The organism is Paenibacillus sp. FSL R5-0810, from assembly GCF_038002285.1.
GTDB classification, from domain to species: domain Bacteria; phylum Bacillota; class Bacilli; order Paenibacillales; family Paenibacillaceae; genus Paenibacillus_AQ; species Paenibacillus_AQ lactis.
On record NZ_JBBOCF010000001.1, the window covers coordinates 815,290 to 839,404 of the forward strand.

A 24,115-nucleotide genomic window follows, 5' to 3' on the forward strand; every position below is an offset into this window, starting at 1 on the left:
TCGATCGCCCGGTTTTCTTACAGGAAAGACAAAATTGGGTTTATATAGATGACTAAGAATTGGAGCGATGAACCTTGGCACACGAACATGGTCGTACGAACACTTATGGTATGAAGACCTATAATACAAGAGAGCTAATTATTCGAGACGATATTTTGGCTAAAGCCGGAGAATTGGCCGAGCTGATCTCCACCAGCGAGGAAGTGCAGGTGTTCAAGAAAGCGGAGGAGAAAATCCGCAATCACGAGCGCGTTCAAAGCTTGATCAAGACAATCAAGAAGAAGCAGAAGGAAATTGTAGCATTTGAAACCTTCCAGAACAAGGAAATGGTTGCGAAAATCGAACGCGAGATCGAGGAGCTGCAGGAGGAGATAGACAGCATTCCGCTGGTCGCGGAATTCCAGCAAAGCCAAAGCGATATCAACTACCTGCTTCAGCTGGTCGTGTCGGTCATTCATGACACCGTATCGGAAAAGGTAAATGTGGAAACCGGGAAAGACACGCCGCCAAGCAGCTGCGGATAAACCATTGAGGGTGCGGATATGAACTCCGCACCTTTTATACGTTAAAGAATCGAAAATGCAGCAATTGGGGCATAGTAATCCATATCTGCAATTCCTGGCAAGGAAATCCTTGACATCATTTTTATATATGTCATAATGAAATTATCAAATTAATATTATGGTGATGGATATGACGGATCATGAACAGGCGCCAAGCAGCAGTGCCAAGAAGTACAGAACGCCGGACGGTGTGCCTGCCGACATCGTGATGTTTACGTTGACGAAGCGGGAGCGCAAGACCTTCACCAAGACCCTCCCGATTCGGGAGCTGAAGGTCATGCTCATTCGCCGCAGATCCTGGCCGTGCGCCGGGATGTGGGCACTGCCCGGAGGTTTTTGCCGGGAGAGCGAGTCCATTTACGATGCTGCCAAGAGAGAACTGAAAGAGGAAACAGGCGTGGACGGCGGCCATCTGGAGTATTTGGGCGTCTACAGCGCACCGGGGCGCGATCCCCGCGGCTGGATTATCAGCCATGCGTTCTATGCGCTGGTGGAGGAATGGATGCTGGAGCACCGGCAAGCAGCCGATGATGCGGAAGAAGTCGGACTGTTTACGATCAACGAGGCGTTGGAGGAGCTCGAGCTTGCCTTTGATCACCGGGATATCATCATGGATGCTTACCGGAAGATTCAGCAGCAGATGCTGCAGACGACGATCGCCCGGCAGTTTCTGCCCGAATTTTTTACGCTGAGCGAGCTGTACCAGGTGATTCAGACGGTTGTGCCTGAGTTTAAGGAGCCGAATTTCATCCGCAAAATTACGTCGACCCGCAGCCGGCAGGGGATTTTGGAAGAGGTACGGGACGATAGCGGCAAACCGCTAAGCTCCAACCAGTATTCCCAGCGGCCGGCGCAGTTGTATCGCTTCACGGATCATGTACCGTTGTTGTCGATTTATACGTAGGATTAAAGAATCAGGTGCAGGTGTGTTTATTCAATGTCATCATTCTGTAGAGGAGTGTGTCATGATGAAGGCTTTGATCGTGATAGATTTCACGAATGATTTCGTGGACGGCAGCTTGCCGGTAGGAGCTCCCGCCGTAGACATTCAAGGAACGATTGCCAAGCTGACGAAGCAGTACTGCGAACGGGGAGACTTTGTAGTGATGGCTGTTGATCTTCATGAAGAGAAGGATCCATACCATCCGGAGACAAAGCTGTTCCCGCCCCATAACATCCGCGGCACCCGCGGGCGTGACCTGTATGGGGAGCTGCAGGAGGTTTATGAGGGTTATAAGGATCGCATTTATTGGATGGATAAAACGCGGTACAGCGCCTTTTGCGGTACGAATCTGAATCAGAAGCTGCGGGAGCGTGGCATTACCGAGGTGCATTTGATCGGGGTTTGCACTGATATTTGCGTACTGCATACGGCAGTGGATGCTTATAATTTCGGATACGCGATTACCGTTTATGAGGATGCGGTGGCAAGCTTTAATCCGCAGGGGCATGAGTGGGCGTTAGGTCATTTTAAAGGCAGTCTCGGAGCGGCAGTCGTACGAAGCGACGCTAAATAATGGACGGCGACATTTTCCCGTCACGGGATAGCCGGGTATTACTTGGAGGATGATGGTTATGCAGACAGCAGGATTGGCTCTTCACACGGACAAATATCAGATTAACATGATGTATGCCCATTGGATCAACGGTTCCCACCGAACCCGTGCGGTCTTTGAAGCGTATTTCCGCAAGCTGCCGTTCGGGAACGGCTATGCGGTATTTGCCGGATTGGAACGTATCGTGAACTACATCGAGTCCTTGCGTTTTTCGGAAGAAGATATCGCTTATCTGGCTAAACAAGAGGAGAACTATAAGCCGGAATTTCTGGATGAGCTGCGCAGCTTCCGGTTTCGCGGAAGCATTCATTCCATGCCCGAAGGTGCGCTTGTGTTCCCGAATGAGCCGCTGATCCGGGTGGAGGGCACCATCTTCGAAACGCAGCTTGTGGAAACGGCAATCTTGAACTTCATGAACTTCCAGACCTTGATCGCAACAAAGGCTTCACGGATTCGTCAGGTTGCCGGCAACGACATCCTGCTGGAGTTCGGCACACGTCGTGCCCAAGAGCTGGACGCGGCCGTTTGGGGCGCACGCGCAGCGTATTTGGCAGGATTCCATGCAACGTCCAACATGCTTGCCGGGGAGAAATTCGGCATTCCGACGAAAGGCACCCATGCCCATTCCTGGGTACAGACCTTCCGGAGCGAGCAGGAGGCCTTCGACATCTTCGCCCAAGTGATGCCCGATCAAGTCACGCTGCTGGTCGATACGTTCGATACGCTCAAGAGCGGAATCCCGCATGCGATCGCCACGGCCAAGAAACTGGAAGCCCAAGGGAAACGGATGAATGCGATCCGCCTAGATAGCGGCGACCTGGCATATCTGTCGATTCAGGCCCGTAAAATGCTGGATGAAGCCGGGCTGTCGTATGTAGGGATCGTCGCATCCAACGATTTGGATGAAGGGACGATTATGGATTTGAAAGCGCAGGGAGCCAAGGTGGATACTTGGGGGGTAGGAACCCAGCTTATCACTGCAGCGGACCAGCCCGCGCTCGGGGGCGTATATAAGCTTGTCGAGCGGGAGGTTGACGGCAAGATGGTGCCGACCATCAAAATCTCCGGCAATCCCGAGAAGGTTTCGACCCCTGGCAAGAAGGACGTGTACCGGATTATTTCCCGGGGAAGCGGGAAAGCAATCGCCGATTATATTTGCTTTCCGGATGAGCCGATGCCGCCGGAGAGCGGCAAGCTGAAACTGTTCAATCCGCTTCATCCTTACATGCGCAAAAATGTGCGGAATTTTGATGCGATCCCGATGCTTACGCAGATCTTTAAGGACGGCGAGCTCGTCTACGAGCTGCCGAAGCTGGAGGAGATCCGCAGCTATCATAATGCACAGCTTGATCAGTTCTGGCCTGAGTATTTGCGGAAGCTGAACCCGGAGATTTATCGGGTGAATCTGAGTGAAGAGGTCTGGGATGTCAAGCAGCGGATGATGGCTGAGTTTATGGAGCATGATGAATAACATTTGCGGATATGATAATGACGCTCCCTTCGAAGCACTGCTTCTGAGGGAGCGTCTTTTTCATGCCCCCAGCGCTCATTCGCTCTAAAAACTTCAAAGGTAATCCACTAAAGGTTATTTGTTAACCGGCTTTTTTCATCCAGGATAAAGCGGTTATCAGGCTATTTCTCGGGAAAGCGCAGGAATCGCCATCGTCCGTGAATTTATACATGTTCTCGACAATTTGGATTCACTTGCGGCAGGCAAGAAACCGGGATACGTTAATGATATGAATGAAATAAATCATGGTGCGATGACAGGTTTTTCGATTACGATGCAGAAGGGAAAAAAGGTATACGCGTTTAAATGTTTAGGGAGCAAGAGGAAGAGCCCGGGTCCACCCTCGGAAGCGGATGTACCATGTTCTCGGGCAAGAATCAGGAGAAGGAGCGATATACTGATGAACACGATTCTGCAGTTTCAGGCCTTTGTCCTCCGTCAGGACGATCAAGGAGGGGTACAAAGTGCTGTAGAAAGCTTAAGGCTGGATCAACTGCCGGAGGGAGATGTGCTCGTGCAGGTGAGCCACAGCGGCGTGAATTATAAGGATGGGCTGGCCAGCATCCCGAACAGCTCGATCGTCCGCAGGTATCCCTTTATTCCGGGAATCGACCTGGCCGGAACGGTCGTTGAATCTACGCATCCCGGCTTCAAGCCGGGGGATGGGGTGCTGTGCACGGGGTATGAGCTCGGCGTTTCGCATGAGGGCGGCTTCAGCCAGTATGCCAGGGTCAAAGGGGACTGGCTGCTTCATCTACCGGACGGACTGTCTCCGAGGGATGCCATGGCGATCGGGACGGCCGGCTTTACCGCGGCGTTGTCGATTGCTGCCTTGATCCGGAACGGCTTGTCGAATGATCAAGGTCCTGTGCTGGTGACCGGTGCCACTGGCGGGGTAGGAAGCTTCGCCGTATCCATCCTTAGCCGGCTTGGCTACAGCGTGACAGCATCAACGGGTAAGACCAGCCATGCCGAGTGGTTAAAGCGGCTTGGCGCAGAGGACGTCCTGTCGCGGGAAGAGACGGCAGCCGATTCCCGAAAAGCGTTGTCGAGCCAAAAATGGGCGGCTGTCGTGGATCCGGTCGGAGGAAGCCAGCTCGGCTCGCTGCTCAAGAGCGTCCGGTACGGCGGCAGCATTGCCGTGTCCGGCATGACGGGCGGCGGGGCATTTGAAACGACCGTCTTTCCGTTCATCCTGCGCGGGATCAACCTGCTAGGGATCGATTCGGTATTTTGTCCGCTGGAAGTACGAACCTCGATTTGGGAAAAGCTTGCGGACGAGTGGAAGCCCGAAACCGTCCTTGCCGAAGGCATTACGGAATACGGCTTGACCGATTTGCCGGGGCTGCTGCAGACCATACTGGCAGGAGAAGCGGTCGGAAGGAGCGTCGTTCGATTATAATGGCGGCCGGCCGCATAATGTTGCTCATCCGCAGGCATCCTATGGGAAGGAAGCCTTTGACCTAATGAAAGGGTGAGTGAACATGATGGTCCAACGATATGTTGCCGCGCTTATCATCTGTATGATTTTATCGATGACACTTGGCTGCTCCAAGCAGGTCGCGAAGGAAGAAGCACGCTTGTACAGCATGCAGGCCTATGAAGAAGGGTCGAGGGAAGCAAGGAATGCGGGGCGCGGCCGAAACGGCAGATTGCTTGAAGATCTTCAAGCCGCTTTCAGCCAAGAGCATATCCGGCTGACCAACGAAACGTTTACTGAAGATGACATCGGCAACCTGACGTATCAATATCGAATCAACAATGATGCCAGTCAGTTTATTACGGTATATATTTATCAGAGCCCGGAAGCCAGACGAAAAGGGATGGACGAAATCTACGGTGCACAAGAGGGGGATGTCAACGTAGGAGGGGGCCATAACCTGATCTACAGCGACAAGGAGACATCGATTGTTTACACGTCCACAGGAGATAAGACCGATAACTACTACAGCCTGTTCAAAAAAATAGCGCCTCAATTGCTTAATGAGCATGACGGTCGTGCAGGCAGTTAATAAATGTCCTGAACCGCGAGGGGCATCCTTAAGGTCCGAAATTGGACGCTGGGATGCCCCTTGCTATGTCCTTAACGCGTGCTTCGCTTGTTCTTTAGCCCAGAATCTTAGAGGAAAGCATGACGGAAGCTTTCATTGCGTTAAGGGCTATAAACCGCTCGTATCAGCGTTTGGGCTCGTGCTTGATTAATTCCTGCTTAATATGCGTCAGCTCCGGCAGCAGCAAGCGATTCATCGCCAGCTTTACGGCGCCGGTGGAACCAGGCATCGAGAATACGGCCGTATTTTGGATCGTCCCGCCAATCGCACGGCTCAAGATGGCAGCGGTTCCGATGTCCTCGGCAAAGCTGAGGTAACGGAAAATTTCCCCGAAGCCGGGAAGCTCCTTCTCCAGCATAGAGGAGACGGCCTCATAGGTCGTATCCCGGCTGGAAATGCCCGTCCCTCCCGTTAGGAGTACGATATCGATATCCGGCCGGCTAACGCCCGTACGTACGGTCTCCCGGATCTGCTCATAATCGTCCTTGACGATCGTGTATGCAGCGATCCGATGTCCCGCCTCTTCCAGGAGGCGGATCATCAGCTGTCCGCTCTTGTCATTGTCTGTGGTCCGGGTATCCGAGACGGTGACAACCATGCACTGCACGATGGCAGGGGCTTGCTCTTTATGCTCTTGAACTGAGTTCATGTCATCACTACTCCTCTTAAAGATGTAAGCGGCGGCGAAGCTTGCGATCGATCACCGAAATGTAGTACACTCGCTAGCATAATGATAAGTTGATCAAGAAGGAGTACATATTCGTGGAACATGTGACACCCATATATATTTTATCAGGTTTTCTTGGCAGCGGGAAAACAACCTTGCTATCACGTATGATCGCCTACTGGAAGGCTCAGGGCTTGCGGCCTGCGATCGTGATGAATGAGATCGGGGAAGTGAATATCGATGGTCTGATCGCCGGGGAAAATGTACCGACAGCCGAAATGCTGAGCGGCTGCATTTGCTGCTCCATCCGTGCTGATCTGACATCGGAGATCGCCATGCTTGTCCAGAACGAGAAGCCGGATGTCATCGTGATCGAGGCGACGGGCATCGCCAATCCGATGGAAATTTTGGATGCGGTAGCCGAGGCTTCCCTCTACATGCGAATGGACGTAAAAAAGCTGATAACCGTTGTGGATACCGCTCATCTGCTCCACCTCAGCGTCGAACAAAAAGGGAAGACGTACCGCTTGATGCAGGAGCAGATTCGCTCGGCCTCCGTGCTCTTGTTAAATAAAACGGATCGGGTGAGCGCGGCGGAGAGGGATGCGATGGAGCGATTCGTGCACCGCTGGAACCCGTACGCGCCGATTTTGCCGACCGAACGCTGCGACGTGAATCTGGATGAGCTCCTAGGCAGCCTTCCGGACCACGAGAATCATCCGGTGATGCCGCGGCATTCAGCCGAGCAAGAAGCGGATGAACCGCAGGGCAGGGCCGTACCTGAAGGGGTCGAGGATCAAATTCAGCCGGAATCGAGTCACGCCGAGCATTCCCATCATTCCCATGATCATGTGATGTCTTATACATATTACTTCAGCCGCCCTGTCAACAGTGAGGAATTCGAGAACTTCATAGCGGGGCTTCCACGGGATGTGTACCGTGCCAAGGGGGTACTGACCTTCAGCGATACGAACAGCCGATTCCTGTTCCAGTATGCATTTCGCGAATCGGATTTCATGAAGATCACGCCTCAAGGTCGTGTTCCGGATGTCGTGGTGTTTATCGGAGAGCATTTCAACAAGTCCGTGCTGCAAGCGGAGCTTGAAGCGCTCGAAGGAAAGCGTACATCCGTCTAGGAACGGCAGGCGCAGATCAATCGTGCCCCTGCCTCGCGTGACGCAGCGCGTGATTCAACCGGTGTTCGGGAGTTTAATACAAGGGCATAGCGTTATAATTACAAGGAGGATATATCCATGATCAATGAACTCAAGTATAAAGAATGCATCGAAGCATGTCTCCAATGTATGAACGCTTGCAACGTCTGTTATGTATCCTGCCTGAAAGAATACGAGCTCGCGATGCTGCGGGATTGTATCGCGCTGGATCGCGAATGTGCCGATATTTGCGCCTTTGCCGCACAGGCAATGTCACGCAACAGCCCTTTCGTTAAGGAAATATGCGAGCTGTGCATCAAAGCATGTCTGGCATGCGCGGAAGAATGCGAGAAGCATGATCATGACCACTGCCGGCAATGTGCCGAGGCATGCCGCCGCTGTGCGGACGTATGCCGCGAGATGGTCGGCCAGCTTTAAGTCAAAGACCATGTTAATTTCCCGAAAGCCAATCTTCTGATATCGAAGATCGGGCTTTTTGATTTCATGGAATGATAAGACAGCAATATTGTCTGATCCCGCTGATTTTTTTCTTTCATCGGATCGAAATATAGTGTATAAAAGATGAAGGTCTGCCAATTTTCAAATATTTAGGAGGTACAGGCAGACGTTAACAATTTAGGTCGAAGGGAAGAGGTTAGGAAGATGAATCGCAAGGGATGGCTGGCTTTGCTGCTGTCTGTCCTGCTCGTGCTGGCAGGCTGCAGCGGAGGTGGCAAAACGCCGACAGGGGAGCAAACCGATGCTCCCAAGGAAGAAACCAAGCAGGAGGACGCGGTATCGCCTGGAACGGGCGAACAGGCAGAGACGGCTTCCGGCCAAGAAAATGAAGGGGGAGAGCCGTCTGATGCCGAGGTAGCAGGCGGTTCAGAGACAGCGGATGCGGAGGTTGTCGCTGACGCAGAAATTGTAGAGGGCGTAAGCGCAGATGGCGATGTTACACTGGATCCGAATATATGGATCAAAGGGGATGTTCAGGTAGAGGACAGTCAGGTGATTGTTGAAGGAACCAGCAATCTTCCGGCGGGCATTGAAATTAATGGGGAAATTACGGCTAGAGGATATACGATGTTCGGTTATAAGGATGATGCCCTTACTGAGAATGACGGCAGCTACCGGCTTGAAATCAAGCGGCCGGATATTACGAAGGACCCGCTGGATCTCACGGTGAATATTCAGCCGGAGGATCTGTCCGAGCCGATTCAGAAGATTCTCGGCACGAAGGGCGAGCTTCTGACCGGTCCGTATGTGCACCAATATGTTTCCGGCGACGATGAAATATATTATGAAATCCGTGCGGCGGCACGTATCAAGCCCGGAGCTGAACAGGCACAGCTGGAGGAGCCAGCCGGAGAAAAGCCGGACGATCAAGGCAATCCCGAGGTATGGATCAAGCCTTTGATTACCCTGGATGACAGAAATTATTATGTCAGCGGGGAGAGCAATCTACTGGAAGGCACGGAGGTACAGCTCGATATCGATATTCCGGGCAAAATACATACCGGTTATTTCGATCGCAGCCAGGTCGGCCCCGATGGCCGTTTCTTGCTGCAGATCGCAAAGCCGAAAAATGTCGGCGAGTTCTATATGATGATCCGGGTCAAGCCGGACGAGGATATGTGGCCGACGGTCAAAGAGGCTTACGGCGAGCATGGCGAGAAATTGAAAGGCAAGCATGTGAAGTCGGAGGTTGGCGACTCCGGCAATGTAAAGTATGTTGAAGTCAAAGTCAAGGTCAACGGAAAGCAAGACACTTCCGGGAAATAAAGCAGCAGTTATCATATTGATCATTCAGGAAGCCCGGAGTATCAAACTTGTTTTGATGCTCCGGGCTTTTTTGTTCTTTCCGAAGAAACATGCCCACACGTTTAGGATTGGCAGAAGAGGGCAATATAAGGGATGCTTTACGACTCGACCCCATACCTTCATACAGCTTAGAAAGGAGACATGCGCATGCAAGATGGAAAACAAGCGCAAGCGAGCAAGGGGACCGGATTCGTTCCTTACATACCCGCTTCCAAGTCGATGGCTGAGCTGACGGTATTTGCCATCATCCTGGGCATCGTGCTGGCCGTTGTATTTGCTGCCGCCAATGCATATTTGGGGCTGAAAATCGGCTTGACGGTCAGCGCCTCCATTCCCGCTGCGGTTATATCGTTAGGGGTATTAAGGGGAATATTCCGAAGGCAATCCATACTGGAGAACAACATTGTACAGACGATGACCACAGCCGGCGAAGCTGTTGCCGCCGGCACCATCTTTACACTGCCTGCGCTGTATATGTGGAATCATATTCCTTCCATGGCGACCGTAAGCTTCATTGTGCTTGTCGGCGGCTTTCTTGGCGTGGCGATGATGGTACCGCTGCGGCGGCTTCTGATCGTCAATGAACATGCCACGCTCCCTTATCCGGAGGGAATGGCTTGTGCGGAAGTGCTTAAATCCGGCGACCGGGGGGGCCGCAGCGCCCTTTTCGTCGTGTACGGCTTTTTGATTGGCGGTGTCGTCAAGGCGATGGGTGACGGCTTTAAATGGTTTAGAACCGAGATTGAGACCTATATCTACCGGTTTAAAAATGCCCTGATCGGCATGGATATTTATCCGGCTTTGCTCGGCGTCGGATACATTATCGGACCGAGGATATCCGGCCAGATGCTCGCCGGAGGGGCACTCGCCTGGTTGGTCCTCATTCCGACCATCGGTTATATCGGTGCGGGTGGACAAAGTGTCATTGCCCCGTCCGCAGCCCCGATCGGGGAGCTGACGGCCTGGGGATTGTGGGAGGATTATATCCGTTACATCGGTGCAGGCGCGGTGGCGGCAGGCGGATTAATTACGCTGGTTAAAACCTTGCCGATGCTGTTCGGATCACTCTTTGCCACCCTTGGCGGCCTTCGGAGCCGGGAACATGGGAAGGTAACGCTGGATCGTACCAACAAGGACATTCCTGCGTTCTGGGTCTTTGTGATGATCGCAATCTTGATCGTCATCATCGCATTCGCCCCGTTAACCGATGTGGGCATCATCGGGGCCATAGCGATCGCCGTGTTCGGTTTCTTGTTCGTGACCGTCGCCTCCCGAATCGTCGGGCTCGTCGGGAGCTCCTCCTCGCCGGTATCGGGCATGACCATTGCGACGTTATTGATCGTCACGTTTATATTCAAAATGACGGGTTTAACGGGGATGACCGGCATGATCGCCTCGCTGACCGTCGGAGCAATCGTATGCGTAGCGCTTGCCGTATCCAGCGATATTTCCCAGGATCTGAAAACCGGATATCTGGTAGGGGGAACCCCTTGGAAGCAGCAGGTAGCGATGATGATCGGCGTCCTTGTTTCGGGACTTGTGATCGGATTCATTCTCTCCGTGTTGAATGAGAGCTACGGACTTGGTTCCGAACAGCTTCCTGCCCCGAAAGCCGTTCTGATGCGGATCATTGTTGAAGGGATTATGGCCGGCAGTTTGCCGTGGGATCTCGTGTTTATCGGCGTGGCTGCTGCTGTCGTCATCGAGCTTCTCGGCTTGAACTCGCTCACGGTTGCCGTCGGGATCTATCTTCCCATTCATGTCAGCGTGCCGATTATGATCGGAGGCGTGGTTCGCTGGCTTATCGAGTTTGCTTCGCGCAAAAATGAGCAATTAAAGGCCGCCAGGGTCGAGAAAGGAACGCTGCTCGCCTCCGGCTTGATCGCTGGTGAATCTCTGATCGGCGTCATTATCGCCGTATTGATCTGGATGAATGTCGACATACCGGGCGATGTGCTGATTGCGAATAATGTGGTGCCGCTCCTTGTATTTTTGGTCGTAACCCTTATTTTGATAGGCGGCTCGTTGAGTGGGAAGCAGGAACGGTTAACCGAGGATCAGGAGGGGTGATACCGGTATGAAGCTTCGTCATAAGAAGCGGCACACTCGGCTCAATCTGTTAGAGATGAAGCCGCTGCTTAAGCCGGGGCTCCGATTCGAGCCGGGAGACGAAGGGGCGCGGGTGCATGTGCCAAGGACCTCTTGGCTGGAGCGGCAGGCTGTCCGTTTCCTAAACCAGCCCGAAGTCATCCGGGTCCGTCTGGATCGTCTTGGCGCAGCCGTCATCCGAAAATGTGACGGCGAGCATACCTTATCCGAAATCGCGCAAATGATCCATGCCGAATTTGGGGAGCAGGCCGAACCGCTGATTCCCCGGCTGGCCGCTTTCATTAAAATGGTGGAGGCGAATGGCTGGCTGGACTGGGAGCTCGCCGCAGATGAATGATCCGTCTGGGCGCAGAATGTATAATGGCCTTTACACGAGGTAAGGCTCGACGCTCGGACGGGGGCCTTTCCCAATGCCGCATGCCGCATGCCGTGCCTGAAGGCAATACAGTCCCAATTTCAGAAAAATGGCAAAAAAGCGAATAGGGCAACGTTCGCACCCACCTCCGCCTAAACCGTACAGGCGGAGGTTGTTTTTGGCATGTAAAAGGTACTACAATACATACTAGAAGCCATTTTATGGAACGGGAGCTGAGAGATTTGCAGAAGCTGCTTTCTTTGCAGGAGGTCGGCAAACGGTTTGGAAAGGCAATCGTGCTGTCCGACGTATCCTGGAGCATCGCACGCGGGGAATGCGTCGCAATTACGGGAGGAAATGGTGCCGGAAAGAGCACCTTGCTCTGTCTTGTCGCCGGACTGGCCAACCCTTCAAGCGGTGCCAGAAGGGAACATATTAAGCCGTTAATCATTGGTTACGTACACGATCGTTTCCCGCCGCTTCGGTTCCGACCTTCGGAATACTTGCGATATATCGCCCGCATACAGGGTATAGACAAGGAGAGCGCGATCAAACGAATTGATGCCATGATGAATATATTTCAGCTGCCTGATACCATGATGAACTTATGCTCTAAGGGAATGCTCCAGAAGGTGAATGTGATGCAGGCTCTGCTTCGGCAGCCCGATTTGCTCGTCCTGGACGAGCCTCTCTCCGGATTGGATGAGCCCTCGCAGCTGGAGATGATCGGAATGCTAAGCGAGATTAAGAGGCAGGGGACATCGATCGCCATGTCCGTCCATGAGCCGCTTCTGATCGCCTCTCTGGCCGATCGGGTGACGTCTGTTGAAGGTGGAACCATTACGCGAGACGGCATCCTTGCGCAGTGGGAAGAAGCGGCGAGAATGCGGCTGGAATTTTCCCGCGTACGGCCGGACGTCATGCAGCAATTGGAGAGCAGACAGGGCTTTTTATATTGGATATCAAGAGGCAGCCCTGCTGTCATGGTCGTAGCCCAGCCGTTTACGGACGAGATGCTGGTCGAGATTCTGCGCAGCGGAGGGACGATCAGCAGATTGGAGCCCCATGGGAAAGATACGTCCGAATCGGATTTATCCGAATATAATGACGTTTCGGAGAGGGGAGCATAGCATGAGATCTGCTGCTTTAATGACATACATGCTGGCCAGCTATACGAGATCCTACCGGTATTTTGCTCCGCTGGCTTTCACAATCATCTCGGTGATGCTAATCTATTCCTATCGACCGAATCCCATCATGGACAGCTATGCTGTGACGGCGGCGCTGCTGTTTATCGGCTCCACCTGGCTCGGGATGAATTTTTTGAACCATGACCAGGGGCGTCAATCCATGCTGCTGATCATTCATGCCGGCAGCGCGAGACGGTATTATGCCGCCCAATACGGAGCAGCCGCGATCATCGGATTCATGCTGTGCATTTTCGCCGTGGTCTATCCGGTTGCCTTCGGGATGTTCGGAGAACCGATGTCAGCGCCTATCCTCGCGCTCGGCTTTGCCGGACATTTCGGTTTGTCGCTGATCGGAATATCGCTGTCGTTATTCTTTCAGCCCGGCTGGATCGAGAACCAGGGGAGGGCGGCCGGCTGTTTGATCATTCTGATCATCCTGTCTTTGGCGGGTAAATCGCTCGTTCATTCGCTTCCTGCCTTTTACAGCTTCATCCCCTATGTCCTGCCGCCGGTTTCCGTGATGGTCGATGTACTGATGAATGCCAGGGAGCTGTCAACGCTGCGGATTTCCGGAACCGTGCTCTACCTGCTTGTTTATACGCTTGTCATGTTTGCTATCTATTTGCGGATTGCATGTAACAAGGATGCCGCAAGCTTGTCGCGAAAATCAGGTTGAAGTGGGTGAGGTCTTCCATTACCATAGGGATATCGTTTTTAACGAAACGGTAAAGACAGCCTATATCAGAGGAGGTAACGATGAAACAAACTCGACTGCTGGACAGTGACCACTCCAAAGAGCTGTTTGCCTATTTCGGATTAGCCGTATATTATTCACAGGCGCTTGAGCAGCAGCTGGCGAATTTGTTGATGCTGATTAAGCTGTCCCAAGGAAATGTGCCGTCGGAGGAGGATTTTGCAGAGCTGTATCAACGGAAACTAAGCAGCTCGCTCGGTCAGCTGGTGCATGAAATCCAGCATTACTTTCCTTTCTCCGAAGAAGAGACGGTTCAATTGAAGAAAGTGTGGAAGCAGCGCAATTATATTGTTCATGACTATTTTAAAGAACGGATTCATGAAACCTTCAGCCCGGCCGGACGTTCCCGCATGATCCGCGAGCTGACCGCCTTTAAAGACCAGGCACAGGCCCTCGAACAGAAGCTGCAAGGCTACTCGAAGGAAATGTATGTGAAGCTTGGCCTGGACGGCGAAAAAAGCGTATAGAAAAATACGCAGATATGAAACATATTCCAACGCCCCTGCGTCAGAAATGATAGGAGGTGTTATGATGAAGAAAACAACAAAATGGTTATCTGCGATTCTGGTGGCATCCTCACTCCTAGGCGCTGGCGCTGCTTCGGCTTTTACCGATATCCAGGGAGAGAAGCAGCTGCAAATGGTGAAGGAGCTGCAAGCGAAAGGAGTTATTCAAGGCGTGAGTGCTGACCGGTTCGCTCCTGGCAAGCCTCTAACGTATGCACAGGCTGTGCAGTTGATCGTCAATGCGGTCGATTTGAAGGTGATGCCGAACTTTACGGGCCGTTCCTTCGAGAGCGTTCCGAAAGATGCCTGGTTCGCGGATGCGGTCAATATTGCGGCCCAGAACGGACTGTCCGTAACGGCGGATATGGAGTGGAATAAGCCGATCACCCGTGAGGACTTTGCGACATTGCTGGTTGAAGCGATCGGGAAAACCGGCGATTACCCGGTCGTGATGATGTACGTGAATGTGGCGGATGAGGACCAAATCAAGCAGGAAAGCAAAAGCGCGGTTCAATTTCTGCTGCTGACGAAAATCGCGAAGCTGGACGCTAACGACAAATTCCATCCGGATCAAAAGCTGAAACGGATCGAAGCGGCCGAGCTGGTGTACAACGCTGTTCAATTTATTGAAGAGCATCAGAAGAATGCCCTTCCTGCCGAGCCAGGCGAATCCGACCCAAGCGTAACGACCCGTATCGAAAAAGCGGACGAGAAGCAGAACAAAGTCACGGTAACGAAGGATGATCTGCCGCATCCGGGGTATTCCATCAAGATTACCTCGGTGGATTATGCAAGCAGCACGGAAGCGGTGATCTACTACCGAATCGTACAACCTGACCCGGACAAATTTTATCCGCAAGTGATTTCTTCATCTTCGGATGATGTGCTCATTCCGGCCAAGTATTCGAAAATTACAGTCAAAATCGATGATAAGCTTGAATTGTCGAAGTAATGCTTCAGCTGGGCCGGCATATTCGGCTGTACAAACAAGCATAAACAAGAAGGCTGCCTCACGCGTTTGAATACGCGAAAGGGCAGCCTTCTTGCATGGTTGTCTTTAATCAATGGATGTACCCGGGCGGCAAATGGGATAATGCGTTAAGCGCCGCCACTGCCGCTAGGGTCCAGGGACACAGCTTTTGGCCCTATAATTTATAGATGACTGCCTGCAGGTTTGGCAGCTAGCTGAGCTCCTACCGGCTCTTTATGCTCGGTTTGGCCGGAATTGCCTCCTTGCTGCAGCTGATACATCTTATAGTACCTTCCTTCAAGGGCCATCAATTCATCATGCGAGCCTCGCTCAACGATTTCGCCCCGGTGCAGAACAAGAATCTGGTCTGCGCTGCGAATGGTCGACAGCCGGTGCGCGATGATGAAGGTCGTGCGCCCGCGCTTCAGAACCTCAAGCGCATCCTGGATCAGCGCTTCGGTCTCCGTATCGATGTTGGCTGTAGCCTCATCGAGAATGAGGATAGCCGGATTGAATGCGAGTGCGCGCGCGAACGAGATCAATTGACGCTGACCCGCGGAGAGCGTGCTGCCTTTCTCGATCACGGGCTCATCGAATCCTTGAGGGAGATGGGCCAGCAGCCGGTCTGCGCCTACATCGCGAAGCGCCTGTTCGACCTGCTCCCGCGTAATTTCGGGATCGCCAAGGCTTACGTTCGAGGCAATCGTTCCGGTGAATAAATACGGATCCTGAAGCACGATGCCCATATGCTTCCGCAGCCACTGCTTCGGAATGTCGGTCACCGGCTTCCCGTCGATCGTAATGGTGCCTTGCTGCGGGTCGTAGAAGCGGAACAACAGGTTGATGATGGAGCTTTTTCCTGAGCCGGTGTGGCCGACAAGGGCTACCGTCTGGCCCTGCTTAGCTTCGAAGGAGATATTTTTGAGTACCCAGTCCTTCTTGTACGCAAAGGAAACGCCCTTAAATTCCACATTCCCCAAATATCGAGGCATTGAGCCGTCCGTTACGTTCTCGCCGGTTTCGTCCATCAGCTCGAACACGCGCTTCGCGGATACGATGGAGGTATCCAGCGCTGCCAGCTGATTCACCATGCCGGTAATCGGCTGGAACATCCGGCCGAGCAGGTCAACGAAGGCGTAGAGAACCCCGATCGATACGATGCCGGCCCCATTCAGCGAAGCAGAGCCGAAGTACCACAGCACGACAACGAAGCTTACGTTACGCAGTACGTTAACAAGGTTATGCGTGGTGAAGGAGTTTAGATTCAGCATCTTGTTCTGATGCGCCATGTAATCGGCGTTCAGTGCTTCAAATTCCTCCTGGGTCGCTTTCTGGCGGCGGAATACGCGAATAATGGCCATCCCCTGAATGGATTCGTTGATAATGGCGTTAATTTCACTGAGGCGTGACCGGATGACCGTATTGTATTTCGTCGCGAATTTGCGGTATAGAATCGTCCATACGATCAGCATCGGAATAACAAACAGGCTGATTAATCCGAGACGAACATCCAGAAGGAACAAGGCGACATAGATCCCGGTAATGTAGACTGCGCCAGAGCTAAAGTTGGATAACACGGCTACGAACAGGTCTTTGACCGCCTCGGTATCGTTGGTAACCCGGGATACGACCTTGCCCGCCGGAAGATTATCGAAGAAGTGCACCGGCAGCCGCTGAATGTGCGCGTACACATCGGTTCTCAGCTTCTGGATGACCCGGTTGGCTGCCGATTGCAGCCAGTAGGTTCTGCCGAACACCGTAACCATGGACACCAGCAAGCAGATCAGGAACAGGCCGACCAGCTTGTAGATGCTGGGGAGCTCCGGCTTGTAAAACTCGAATAATTCACTTGTGGACAAGGGGACTGCCGGATACCGGAGCTGCTCCTGCCCAGCGGTGATCGTCAGCATTCCGTTCTCATAAGAGCGCGTACCGTCAACCCGCGTCACCGGTTCATGGATAAAATAGAAGCTGCGTCCAACCTGGAGGATCCGTACCTCCTGTCCGCGTGTTTCACCCGAGGTAAATCGGTCCTCACGCTTGTAATAGGTCCCTTTATATTGTGCGGCGCCATCCGCTTCCTTGCTCTCATAATACGGCTTCTCAATGGCAAGGATATGGTCGTCAATCATCGTTTTGGCGATGAACGGGCCGGCGAGCTCGGCAGCTACCCCGAGCGCAAGCAGGAGCAGCGCCGCAATGAAGGTGCCTTTGGCCGTTAATGCATATCGGAACAGCCTCTTGGCGATTCCGGAATCATTGGATATCGTTGTTTCATTTGGAGTCAATTACGACACCTCCTCGGAGGTCAGATTGTTTTCGACCTGCTGGCGTTCATATTGCTCGCGGTACCAACCGCCAAGCGCCAGCAGTTCGTCATGGGTCCCCTGCTCGATGATCCGGCCGTCCTCAAGCACAACGATGAAATCCGCGTGCTGTACCGCCGACAAGCGATGGGTCGAGATCAGTGTTGTTTTGCCCGCTCGCTTGCTTCGGATATTCTCGATAATTCTCGCCTCGGTTCTGGCATCGACTGCCGAGAGGGAGTCATCCAGAATCAGAATTTCAGGGTCGCCGATAAAGGCACGGGCAAGGGAGACGCGCTGTTTCTGGCCGCCGGAGAGGGCAACGCCCTTCTCGCCGACGAGCGTGTCAAGTCCATCGGACAGCGTGACCAAGTCCTTATCGAATGCAGCAGTGGTGATCGCTTCCATAATGAGCTCGTCACTGGCGTCCTTTTTGCCGAATTGGATGTTCTGCCTCACGGTTTTGGAGAACAGAATTTGCTCTTGGGGAACATACCCGATCCAGCTGTGCAGTTTGTCGGCAGCCAGCCTCTCGATCGGAACGCCTCCGATCAGAATATCTCCGGTTCCGGTCGGATATTCATGCAGAAGCTGCTTCAGCAGCGTGGATTTACCGCTTCCCGTTCGTCCGACAACGCCGAGCGTCTGGCCTTTTTGCAGCGTAAAGCTGACATTTTTCAGATTATCGACGGATGAGGTCGGATAGCGGAACGTGACGTCCCGAAAATGGATCGAATCCGGTTGATCCAGGTCGACGGGCTGTTCCGGGTCTGCGACGTCCGGCGGCGTATGGAGTGTATCATTGACACGGTCCAAGGACGCATTGCCCCGCTGCATGATATTGATCAGCTCGCCGATCGCGAACATCGGCCAAATCATCATCCCCAGGTACATATTGAACGATACGAGATCCCCAAGGGTGATTTGGTTATGAAAGACCAGATATACGCCGTAGGCCAAGCTGATCACATAGCTCAGTCCAATGGAAAAATTAATCGTCGGCTCGAATAGAGCGTCGACTTTGGCTACGGCCAGGTTTTTGCGGTAGACATCGTCCGTGATATCTTGAAACCGCTTCTGGTCGGCACGTTCCTGTACATAAGCCCGGACGACCCGCACGCCGGCAACGGATTCCAGCACCTGGTCGTTCATATCTCCGAATGCGTCCTGCGCTAGCGTATAGCGCTTATGGATCGCTCTTCCATAGATCACCATGCCGATGGCGATGATGGGAAGCGGGAGAATCGCCGCGAGCGTCAGCTTCCAGCTGACGATAAAGCCCATTGCAAACAGAACAACGATCAAATAGATCGTGGAGTCGGTCATGACGAGCATGCCGAATCCGGCCGTGGCCGCAACGGATCGCAGATCGTTCGTTGCCTTGGCCATCAAGTCCCCGGTCCGGTTCCGTTCGAAGAACGGCGGCAGCATTCGCAGCAAGTGATTCATATAGCGGGTCCGAAGCAGGCGCTCCACGAGATTTGCGCCTCCAAACAGGCGGTGCATCCATATGTAGGTCGCGCCGTAAACGATTGCAACGATCCCGAGAATCATCAGGATATATCTGGCCAGGGAGGCCCAGGTAATGGAGCTGCTGACGATATCGTCAATCGCGTCTCCGAGCAGCAGCGGCGGCAGGAGCTCGATGAGCCCGCAAAAAATGAGGAAAAATAATCCGATTAAGTATCGTTTTCGTTCTCGCTTGAAAAACCATCCTAAATTTCGAAGTACGGCAAACATGGTATCCCTTCCTTTCGTATGCAGGTTTTCTGCAGCCGATCATCTCTGAAAACCAAAAAAAGCACATCATCCGGCGACGGACGATATGCTTATTCAATCTTTAACCTATCATACGCACGGTGATCGAGGCCTTTCGCGCGCGGTTATGCCAGTTCACCCAGCGGACTTGGAATCCGTATGAACATGGCTTCATGATGACGATGCAGCACGAACGGGGAGCCGAATCATATTCAATTGTAGGATCTTCAGATCAAACAAGACATCCATGCCAATTGGATTCAACATGAGGCTCACCCTTTCTTCGTAATTTTACAATAAATTCAAATCGATCTCGTATGGAGTGAATTGTAACACCAGATTCTGAAGTGTGTCAAACCTAAATTTTGAGGAATCCGCTCAAGGGATCAAGCTCAATCCGTCATGAATATGTTATCAAAATGGATTTGTAACCTAATGTATGTTTGCGTTATTATGTTAATACGTACATGGAATTTACATCAAAAGACCAGAAACTTCGGCCTTTCTATTGAGAGATGCTTTAGCCGGAGGCTGTCGGAAATTGACTTCTTGAGAAGGGGGCACAACAAATGCAGATTCAAGTCAGCGATGAGGCGGCGCGTTGGTACAGAAAGGAACTGGACCTTCAACCAGGCACGTATGTGCGCTTCTTCCCACGGTATAGCTCAGGCGGCGGGCTGCATCCCGGATTTTCGCTTGGCATTTCCGTCGAGGAGCCAAGATCCCCGGGACTGACCGAGCGGTCGGAAGAAGTCACGTTCTATATGGAGGAGCAGGACCTCTGGTATTTGAAGGGCTTTACGCTGCACGTCACTTATGAGGAATCACTGGATGACATTTCGTATATTTATGAAGAAGAGGGCGCAGTGAATTGATCGCATAGGAATATACTTCAGCGCTGTCTAGGGAAAGGAGGTTCCCGGGATGAACGTATATCACCGCGATATTCGCCAATATATCGGCAAGCGTTCGGTGGTCCGCGTAAAGGCGGCTGTGCTCGTACTGAACGAGCATGGAGAGCTCCTGCTTCTGAAGCGGCAGAACAGGGACGTATGGGGACTTCCAATGGGGAACCTGAAGCCTGGCGAAGCCCTTGAAGATACCGCTTCCAGAGAGCTGTGGGAAGAAACCGGGCTTACCGCGGATGAGATGCGGCTGCTGGAGCTGGTATCCGGTCCGGAGTACATGAAGAAGCATCTTGGCGGAGACGAGGAATACTATGTCATCGGCCTTTATGAGGCAACGGGTCTGCGCAGCGCGATTCAACTGTCGATGGATGCGGAAATCTCGTTGAAGTTTTTTAACCCTGAGGATTTGCCCAAGATGGATAAGATCACCGTCCATTTACTTGAGAAAGCCCAAAAGGCGAAGGAAGCTCCATAGCGGCTGCAGCAAGAAAAAGCGGGTTGTTCTGCAAAAGCAAGAGGGGACGGCCCCGCAGGGGACCGTGCCTCTTGTCTGTTTATATGAAGATTGCCGCTGTGTCAGCGGCAATTGACCAGGCGAACATTTGGATAGCTCGAATTCAAAAATTCCCCTTACGGGGAATTTTTTTCAGTCAGGATAAACTGCTACATCCTCTTTTAGTAAAATTAGAGCTGCTCTTATAAATTCAGGTCAAATGTTAATTAGGCAACATCCCTCCCCAGCGTTTTTCTTCTGCTTCTGGCATATGAATCCCGAATTGATCCAACGTTCGAAATACAATGTGATTCACTACATCATCCAATGATTGTGGATGGTTATAGAACGCCGGCATTGGAGGGAGAATAACCGTTCCCATACGAGATAAAAACAGCATATTTTCAAGATGAATATCATTGAGTGGGGTTTCACGTGTGACCAATACCAACTTTTTACGTTCTTTTAATATGACATCCGCTGCTCGAGCAATCAGATTATCCCCTAAGCCTATTCGAATGGAAGCCAGTGTTTTCATTGTACAGGGAATAACGATCATCCCGTCGACCTGAAAGGAGCCGCTTGAAATCCTGGATCCCAGATCTTTGTTGGAATACGAATAGTCTGCCATCTTTGAAACTTCCTTCGCTGTAAACGGCGTTTCACTTTGTATGGTTGCAGCCGCCCATGAGGATAATACCAAATGTGTTTCAACGTCAGTAGATTTAAGAAATTGCAGAAGGCGGACACCAAACATGGCTCCTGTTGCTCCCGTTATTGCTACAATTAACTTCATCTTGTGTAACTTCCTTTGTATTAAATTGCTTGCTGTAATTACTGTGAAGTCATTCATAATTTCGATGAAAATCATTTAAAATCCGTAGTTTTCCCAATTCTTAACGATATGATTTCGTAATTTCTCAGGATAACTTCTAAACGATGCTTCGATGGGTTGCTTATCTGCCGAGGTATCATTCCATGGCATCAAGCAATTGTAAATGACCTTTGTAGTAACTCCTGTGCTTTTTTCTTTTTCATCCAGGTAAGCAACAAGGGGAAGTACGTTTTGGTCGGTCATGGTTATTCTTTGATCTGGACGATGTCGAGTTGCCAAAGCCCACACCACTTGGTTGATATCACTTGGATCGATATCGTCATCTGTGACAATAACTTTTGGCACATAAGAACCGGCTCTGGTTGCAAAAACGGCTTCGCCGATTCTATAAGCCAGCCCTTCATGATCTTCTCTTTGACGGCTGCGATCTACGGTGACAACAAGCCAATGCACCGCAGACTCTAATGGAATAAAGCATTCCTTTACAGGCAGTCCTTGTTTTCTCAGCGCATGTTGAATGCTTGCAGCAATAGCGATGCCCCAGTTGGTGTGATTTTCTTCAGGTGGGATACCTGCTGCAGTTACCGGCATTATTGGATGATTTCTATAAGTCATAGCGGTCACATGAAAGCGTGGAGCTTGTTCTTCATGCCCGACCCATGTATAACCGGCATATTCACCCATTGGGCCTTCTGGAATCATCTCTTCAAAGGATGCGGTACCTTCGATCACAATTTCACTTGTAGCCGGGACTTCCAAATCGTTGGTCTCGCATTTAACAACATCAATGGCCTCACCATACCACCCTCCAATCAACTCTCCTTCGTTAACATGGTCGGGAAGAGGATACCCTGCAATCATGGAGATACCGGGATCGACACCCAAGCATAAGGCAAACGGCATTTCTTTCCCTTCCTTTTTCCATTCTCCATATATTTTTCCGAGGTGCTGAGAGGCTATAACAACACCGGCCATTGAACGGGGACCCTCCAGCATTACACGGGATATGGACCAGTTAACCCAAGATCCATCAGGTGTGCGGACAATCAAAATTCCGTAAGTATTAATGTAACGTCCTCCATCGCCAACATGAATATACGGTACAGGAAGTTTAGTCAGATCAATGTCGTCATTAAATAATTTGTTTTCTTTACATTCACCATTCGTAACCAAGCGAGGGGGAATGGGATGAACGTCGGGAAGTTTAGACCACTCTTTAACCAGCTCAGGGGCAGGCGTGTTAATCGGAAGCCCAAGGGAAAGCGCTACTCGAATAAATGGATGCTCCTTATTGGGGCTAATACCTACAGGTGCACCTAATACCTCAAATCCTGGACTACTGTCTTTAATATTTTTAAAAAGTGGTGCCGGTGACGGCAGTTCATAAGCACGACGAATGATGGCACTCATCTCTAAGTTCCAATCGATCTCCTGATGGATCGGAACGATTTCGTTATATTCTTTTAAGATTTCCACATATTCACGGAAGCTTTTTAGTGGTTTCATATCCTTGGTCCTCTCCTCAAATAAACTATTCCTTGCTGTCTTTCGGCTACTGTTTTATTTTAGGATGTAGTAAATACATATGTAAAATATATATAATAGTAAGTAAGTATATATAAAATATATGATGGAAAGGGCGCTTTGGAGATCATGGATTTAAAGAAACTGGTTTACTTTATAACGATTGCAGAAGAAGGGCAGATAACACGTGCAGCTAACCGGTTACATATTGGCCAGCCCCCGTTAAGTATGCAACTAAAGGCATTAGAAGATGAACTGGGAGTAATGCTTATTAAACGTAATAATAAGATATTTGAATTAACTCCTGCCGGAGAGACATTTTATAAAAGAGCGAAAGAAGTTATAAATTCAATTGATGGGATGATTGCAGAAGTTAAGGAACAGCAGGAAGGAATAAGAGGGAAACTTTCATTAGGGACAGTAATGTCATGCGTACCCTACCTTCCTCCACTTTTAAAATTATTTAAAGAGAAATATCCACTTATTTCGTTTCAACTTTGGGAGGAAGATTCACAAAGAATTGAAGAGCTTCTTCTAAATAAAGACATTGAATTAGGCATTGTAAGGTTACCATTCCAATCTAAAGAAATGACCGAAATGAGAAATCTTTCAATCCACCATATACAATCTGAACCACTCGTAGCTCTACAACCTTCTAATGGCACTCTTTTTAAGGGAACAACGATTCCGATACAAGAATTGAAGGATCAGCCGCTTTTAGTATTACATGGCCAGGGCGATTACAATGTTTTTCACAAGTTTATTGAAACATGTAACAGTTTTGGATTTAATCCAAACATTACATGCGAAAGCCCTGATGTGACAACATTAATGACTTTAGCCGATTCAGGACTAGGAATTGCAATTGTTCCTAAAATCGCTTTACAGATAAAAATGTGCAACACCTTGTCTTATGCCGAGATCATACCAAGCATAAACTCTGAAACTGCCCTCATATGGATAGAGCATGGATATTTGTCAAAAGCTGCACAAAATTTTAAAGACATTCTAATCCATCATTTAAAATAATATGCTTTGTCCTAATGTCCTTCTTATGAACCTGCCGATAGCATAAATAAGCA

23 protein-coding genes are annotated in these 24,115 nt (G+C 51.0%); 18 read left to right on the forward strand and 5 right to left on the reverse strand.

All coding sequences use genetic code 11. The features are described from left to right. The first annotated feature begins 74 nt into the window (after positions 1 to 74). The 6 genes from MKX76_RS03800 to MKX76_RS03825 all read left to right on the forward strand — a co-directional run bounded on the left by MKX76_RS03800 (position 75) and on the right by MKX76_RS03825 (position 5,641). A complete protein-coding gene (locus MKX76_RS03800; RefSeq protein WP_144866406.1) occupies positions 75 to 524 on the forward strand; it encodes a YlbF family regulator in 450 nt (149 codons plus the stop codon). Positions 525 to 681: 157 nt separating this feature from the next. Next, positions 682 to 1,467 carry an NUDIX domain-containing protein gene (locus MKX76_RS03805; protein ID WP_007128669.1) on the forward strand — a complete coding sequence of 262 codons (786 nt, stop codon included), beginning with the start codon at positions 682 to 684 and terminating at the stop codon, positions 1,465 to 1,467. Between the two features lie 64 nt (positions 1,468 to 1,531). Further along, complete coding sequence (locus tag MKX76_RS03810; RefSeq protein WP_007128668.1) at positions 1,532 to 2,080, forward strand: cysteine hydrolase family protein; 549 nt, start codon at positions 1,532 to 1,534, stop codon at positions 2,078 to 2,080. 58 nt (positions 2,081 to 2,138) lie between these two features. After that, positions 2,139 to 3,590: a nicotinate phosphoribosyltransferase gene (locus MKX76_RS03815; RefSeq protein WP_213616437.1), complete on the forward strand. Its 1,452-nt coding sequence runs from the start codon at positions 2,139 to 2,141 to the stop codon at positions 3,588 to 3,590. Between the two features lie 439 nt (positions 3,591 to 4,029). Continuing rightward, positions 4,030 to 5,031 (forward strand): acrylyl-CoA reductase family protein, encoded by a 1,002-nt coding sequence (locus tag MKX76_RS03820; protein WP_341033016.1) that lies wholly within the window; start codon positions 4,030 to 4,032, stop codon positions 5,029 to 5,031. A gap of 82 nt (positions 5,032 to 5,113) precedes the next feature. Further along, positions 5,114 to 5,641 carry a hypothetical protein gene (locus MKX76_RS03825; RefSeq protein WP_028405577.1) on the forward strand — a complete coding sequence of 176 codons (528 nt, stop codon included), beginning with the start codon at positions 5,114 to 5,116 and terminating at the stop codon, positions 5,639 to 5,641. A 163-nt stretch (positions 5,642 to 5,804) separates the two neighbouring features. Here the strand turns inward: MKX76_RS03825 and MKX76_RS03830 are convergent, their stop codons facing one another. Then, a complete protein-coding gene (locus MKX76_RS03830) occupies positions 5,805 to 6,329 on the reverse strand; it encodes a MogA/MoaB family molybdenum cofactor biosynthesis protein (RefSeq protein WP_007128664.1) in 525 nt (174 codons plus the stop codon). Positions 6,330 to 6,442: 113 nt separating this feature from the next. Here MKX76_RS03830 and MKX76_RS03835 point away from each other — a divergent pair, with 113 nt between their 5' ends. From MKX76_RS03835 to MKX76_RS03875, 9 genes are all read left to right on the forward strand, one after another. Next, positions 6,443 to 7,483 (forward strand): CobW family GTP-binding protein, encoded by a 1,041-nt coding sequence (locus tag MKX76_RS03835; protein WP_341033017.1) that lies wholly within the window; start codon positions 6,443 to 6,445, stop codon positions 7,481 to 7,483. A 117-nt stretch (positions 7,484 to 7,600) separates the two neighbouring features. Next, complete coding sequence (locus MKX76_RS03840; protein ID WP_341033018.1) at positions 7,601 to 7,939, forward strand: four-helix bundle copper-binding protein; 339 nt, start codon at positions 7,601 to 7,603, stop codon at positions 7,937 to 7,939. A 225-nt stretch (positions 7,940 to 8,164) separates the two neighbouring features. Continuing rightward, positions 8,165 to 9,286 carry a hypothetical protein gene (locus MKX76_RS03845; RefSeq protein WP_341033019.1) on the forward strand — a complete coding sequence of 374 codons (1,122 nt, stop codon included), beginning with the start codon at positions 8,165 to 8,167 and terminating at the stop codon, positions 9,284 to 9,286. A gap of 186 nt (positions 9,287 to 9,472) precedes the next feature. Further along, positions 9,473 to 11,395, forward strand: coding sequence for an OPT family oligopeptide transporter (locus tag MKX76_RS03850; RefSeq protein WP_341033020.1), 1,923 nt, complete (start codon positions 9,473 to 9,475; stop codon positions 11,393 to 11,395). Between the two features lie 7 nt (positions 11,396 to 11,402). Then, complete coding sequence (locus MKX76_RS03855) at positions 11,403 to 11,771, forward strand: PqqD family protein (RefSeq protein WP_007128659.1); 369 nt, start codon at positions 11,403 to 11,405, stop codon at positions 11,769 to 11,771. Between the two features lie 260 nt (positions 11,772 to 12,031). Beyond that, positions 12,032 to 12,919: an ABC transporter ATP-binding protein gene (locus tag MKX76_RS03860; RefSeq protein WP_341033021.1), complete on the forward strand. Its 888-nt coding sequence runs from the start codon at positions 12,032 to 12,034 to the stop codon at positions 12,917 to 12,919. Between the two features lies 1 nt (position 12,920). Then, the gene (locus tag MKX76_RS03865) at positions 12,921 to 13,655 is read left to right on the forward strand and encodes a hypothetical protein (RefSeq protein WP_210095116.1); all 735 of its coding nucleotides are present in this window, start codon (positions 12,921 to 12,923) and stop codon (positions 13,653 to 13,655) included. An 80-nt stretch (positions 13,656 to 13,735) separates the two neighbouring features. Next, positions 13,736 to 14,200, forward strand: coding sequence for a hypothetical protein (locus tag MKX76_RS03870; protein WP_028405569.1), 465 nt, complete (start codon positions 13,736 to 13,738; stop codon positions 14,198 to 14,200). A gap of 64 nt (positions 14,201 to 14,264) precedes the next feature. Next, the gene (locus MKX76_RS03875) at positions 14,265 to 15,191 is read left to right on the forward strand and encodes an S-layer homology domain-containing protein (protein WP_007128655.1); all 927 of its coding nucleotides are present in this window, start codon (positions 14,265 to 14,267) and stop codon (positions 15,189 to 15,191) included. Between the two features lie 200 nt (positions 15,192 to 15,391). On the opposite strand, the gene MKX76_RS03880 is transcribed toward MKX76_RS03875, so the two are convergent. After that, a complete protein-coding gene (locus tag MKX76_RS03880) occupies positions 15,392 to 17,497 on the reverse strand; it encodes an ABC transporter ATP-binding protein (RefSeq protein ID WP_341033022.1) in 2,106 nt (701 codons plus the stop codon). Next, the gene (locus MKX76_RS03885; protein WP_210095113.1) at positions 17,498 to 19,255 is read right to left on the reverse strand and encodes an ABC transporter ATP-binding protein; all 1,758 of its coding nucleotides are present in this window, start codon (positions 19,253 to 19,255) and stop codon (positions 17,498 to 17,500) included. Between the two features lie 587 nt (positions 19,256 to 19,842). On the opposite strand from MKX76_RS03885, the gene MKX76_RS03890 reads away from it, so the two are divergent. Together MKX76_RS03890 and MKX76_RS03895 are read left to right on the forward strand one after the other, a co-directional pair. Next, complete coding sequence (locus MKX76_RS03890; protein ID WP_341033023.1) at positions 19,843 to 20,148, forward strand: HesB/YadR/YfhF family protein; 306 nt, start codon at positions 19,843 to 19,845, stop codon at positions 20,146 to 20,148. A 49-nt stretch (positions 20,149 to 20,197) separates the two neighbouring features. Continuing rightward, positions 20,198 to 20,656: an NUDIX domain-containing protein gene (locus MKX76_RS03895; RefSeq protein ID WP_007128651.1), complete on the forward strand. Its 459-nt coding sequence runs from the start codon at positions 20,198 to 20,200 to the stop codon at positions 20,654 to 20,656. Between the two features lie 241 nt (positions 20,657 to 20,897). Here MKX76_RS03895 and MKX76_RS03900 read toward each other — a convergent pair whose 3' ends face one another. Together MKX76_RS03900 and MKX76_RS03905 are read right to left on the reverse strand one after the other, a co-directional pair. Further along, the gene (locus tag MKX76_RS03900) at positions 20,898 to 21,470 is read right to left on the reverse strand and encodes a UbiX family flavin prenyltransferase (RefSeq protein WP_007128650.1); all 573 of its coding nucleotides are present in this window, start codon (positions 21,468 to 21,470) and stop codon (positions 20,898 to 20,900) included. A 75-nt stretch (positions 21,471 to 21,545) separates the two neighbouring features. Then, a complete protein-coding gene (locus tag MKX76_RS03905; RefSeq protein WP_341033024.1) occupies positions 21,546 to 23,015 on the reverse strand; it encodes a UbiD family decarboxylase in 1,470 nt (489 codons plus the stop codon). A 147-nt stretch (positions 23,016 to 23,162) separates the two neighbouring features. On the opposite strand from MKX76_RS03905, the gene MKX76_RS03910 reads away from it, so the two are divergent. Continuing rightward, a complete protein-coding gene (locus tag MKX76_RS03910; protein ID WP_210095110.1) occupies positions 23,163 to 24,062 on the forward strand; it encodes a LysR family transcriptional regulator in 900 nt (299 codons plus the stop codon). Positions 24,063 to 24,115: the final 53 nt, after the last annotated feature.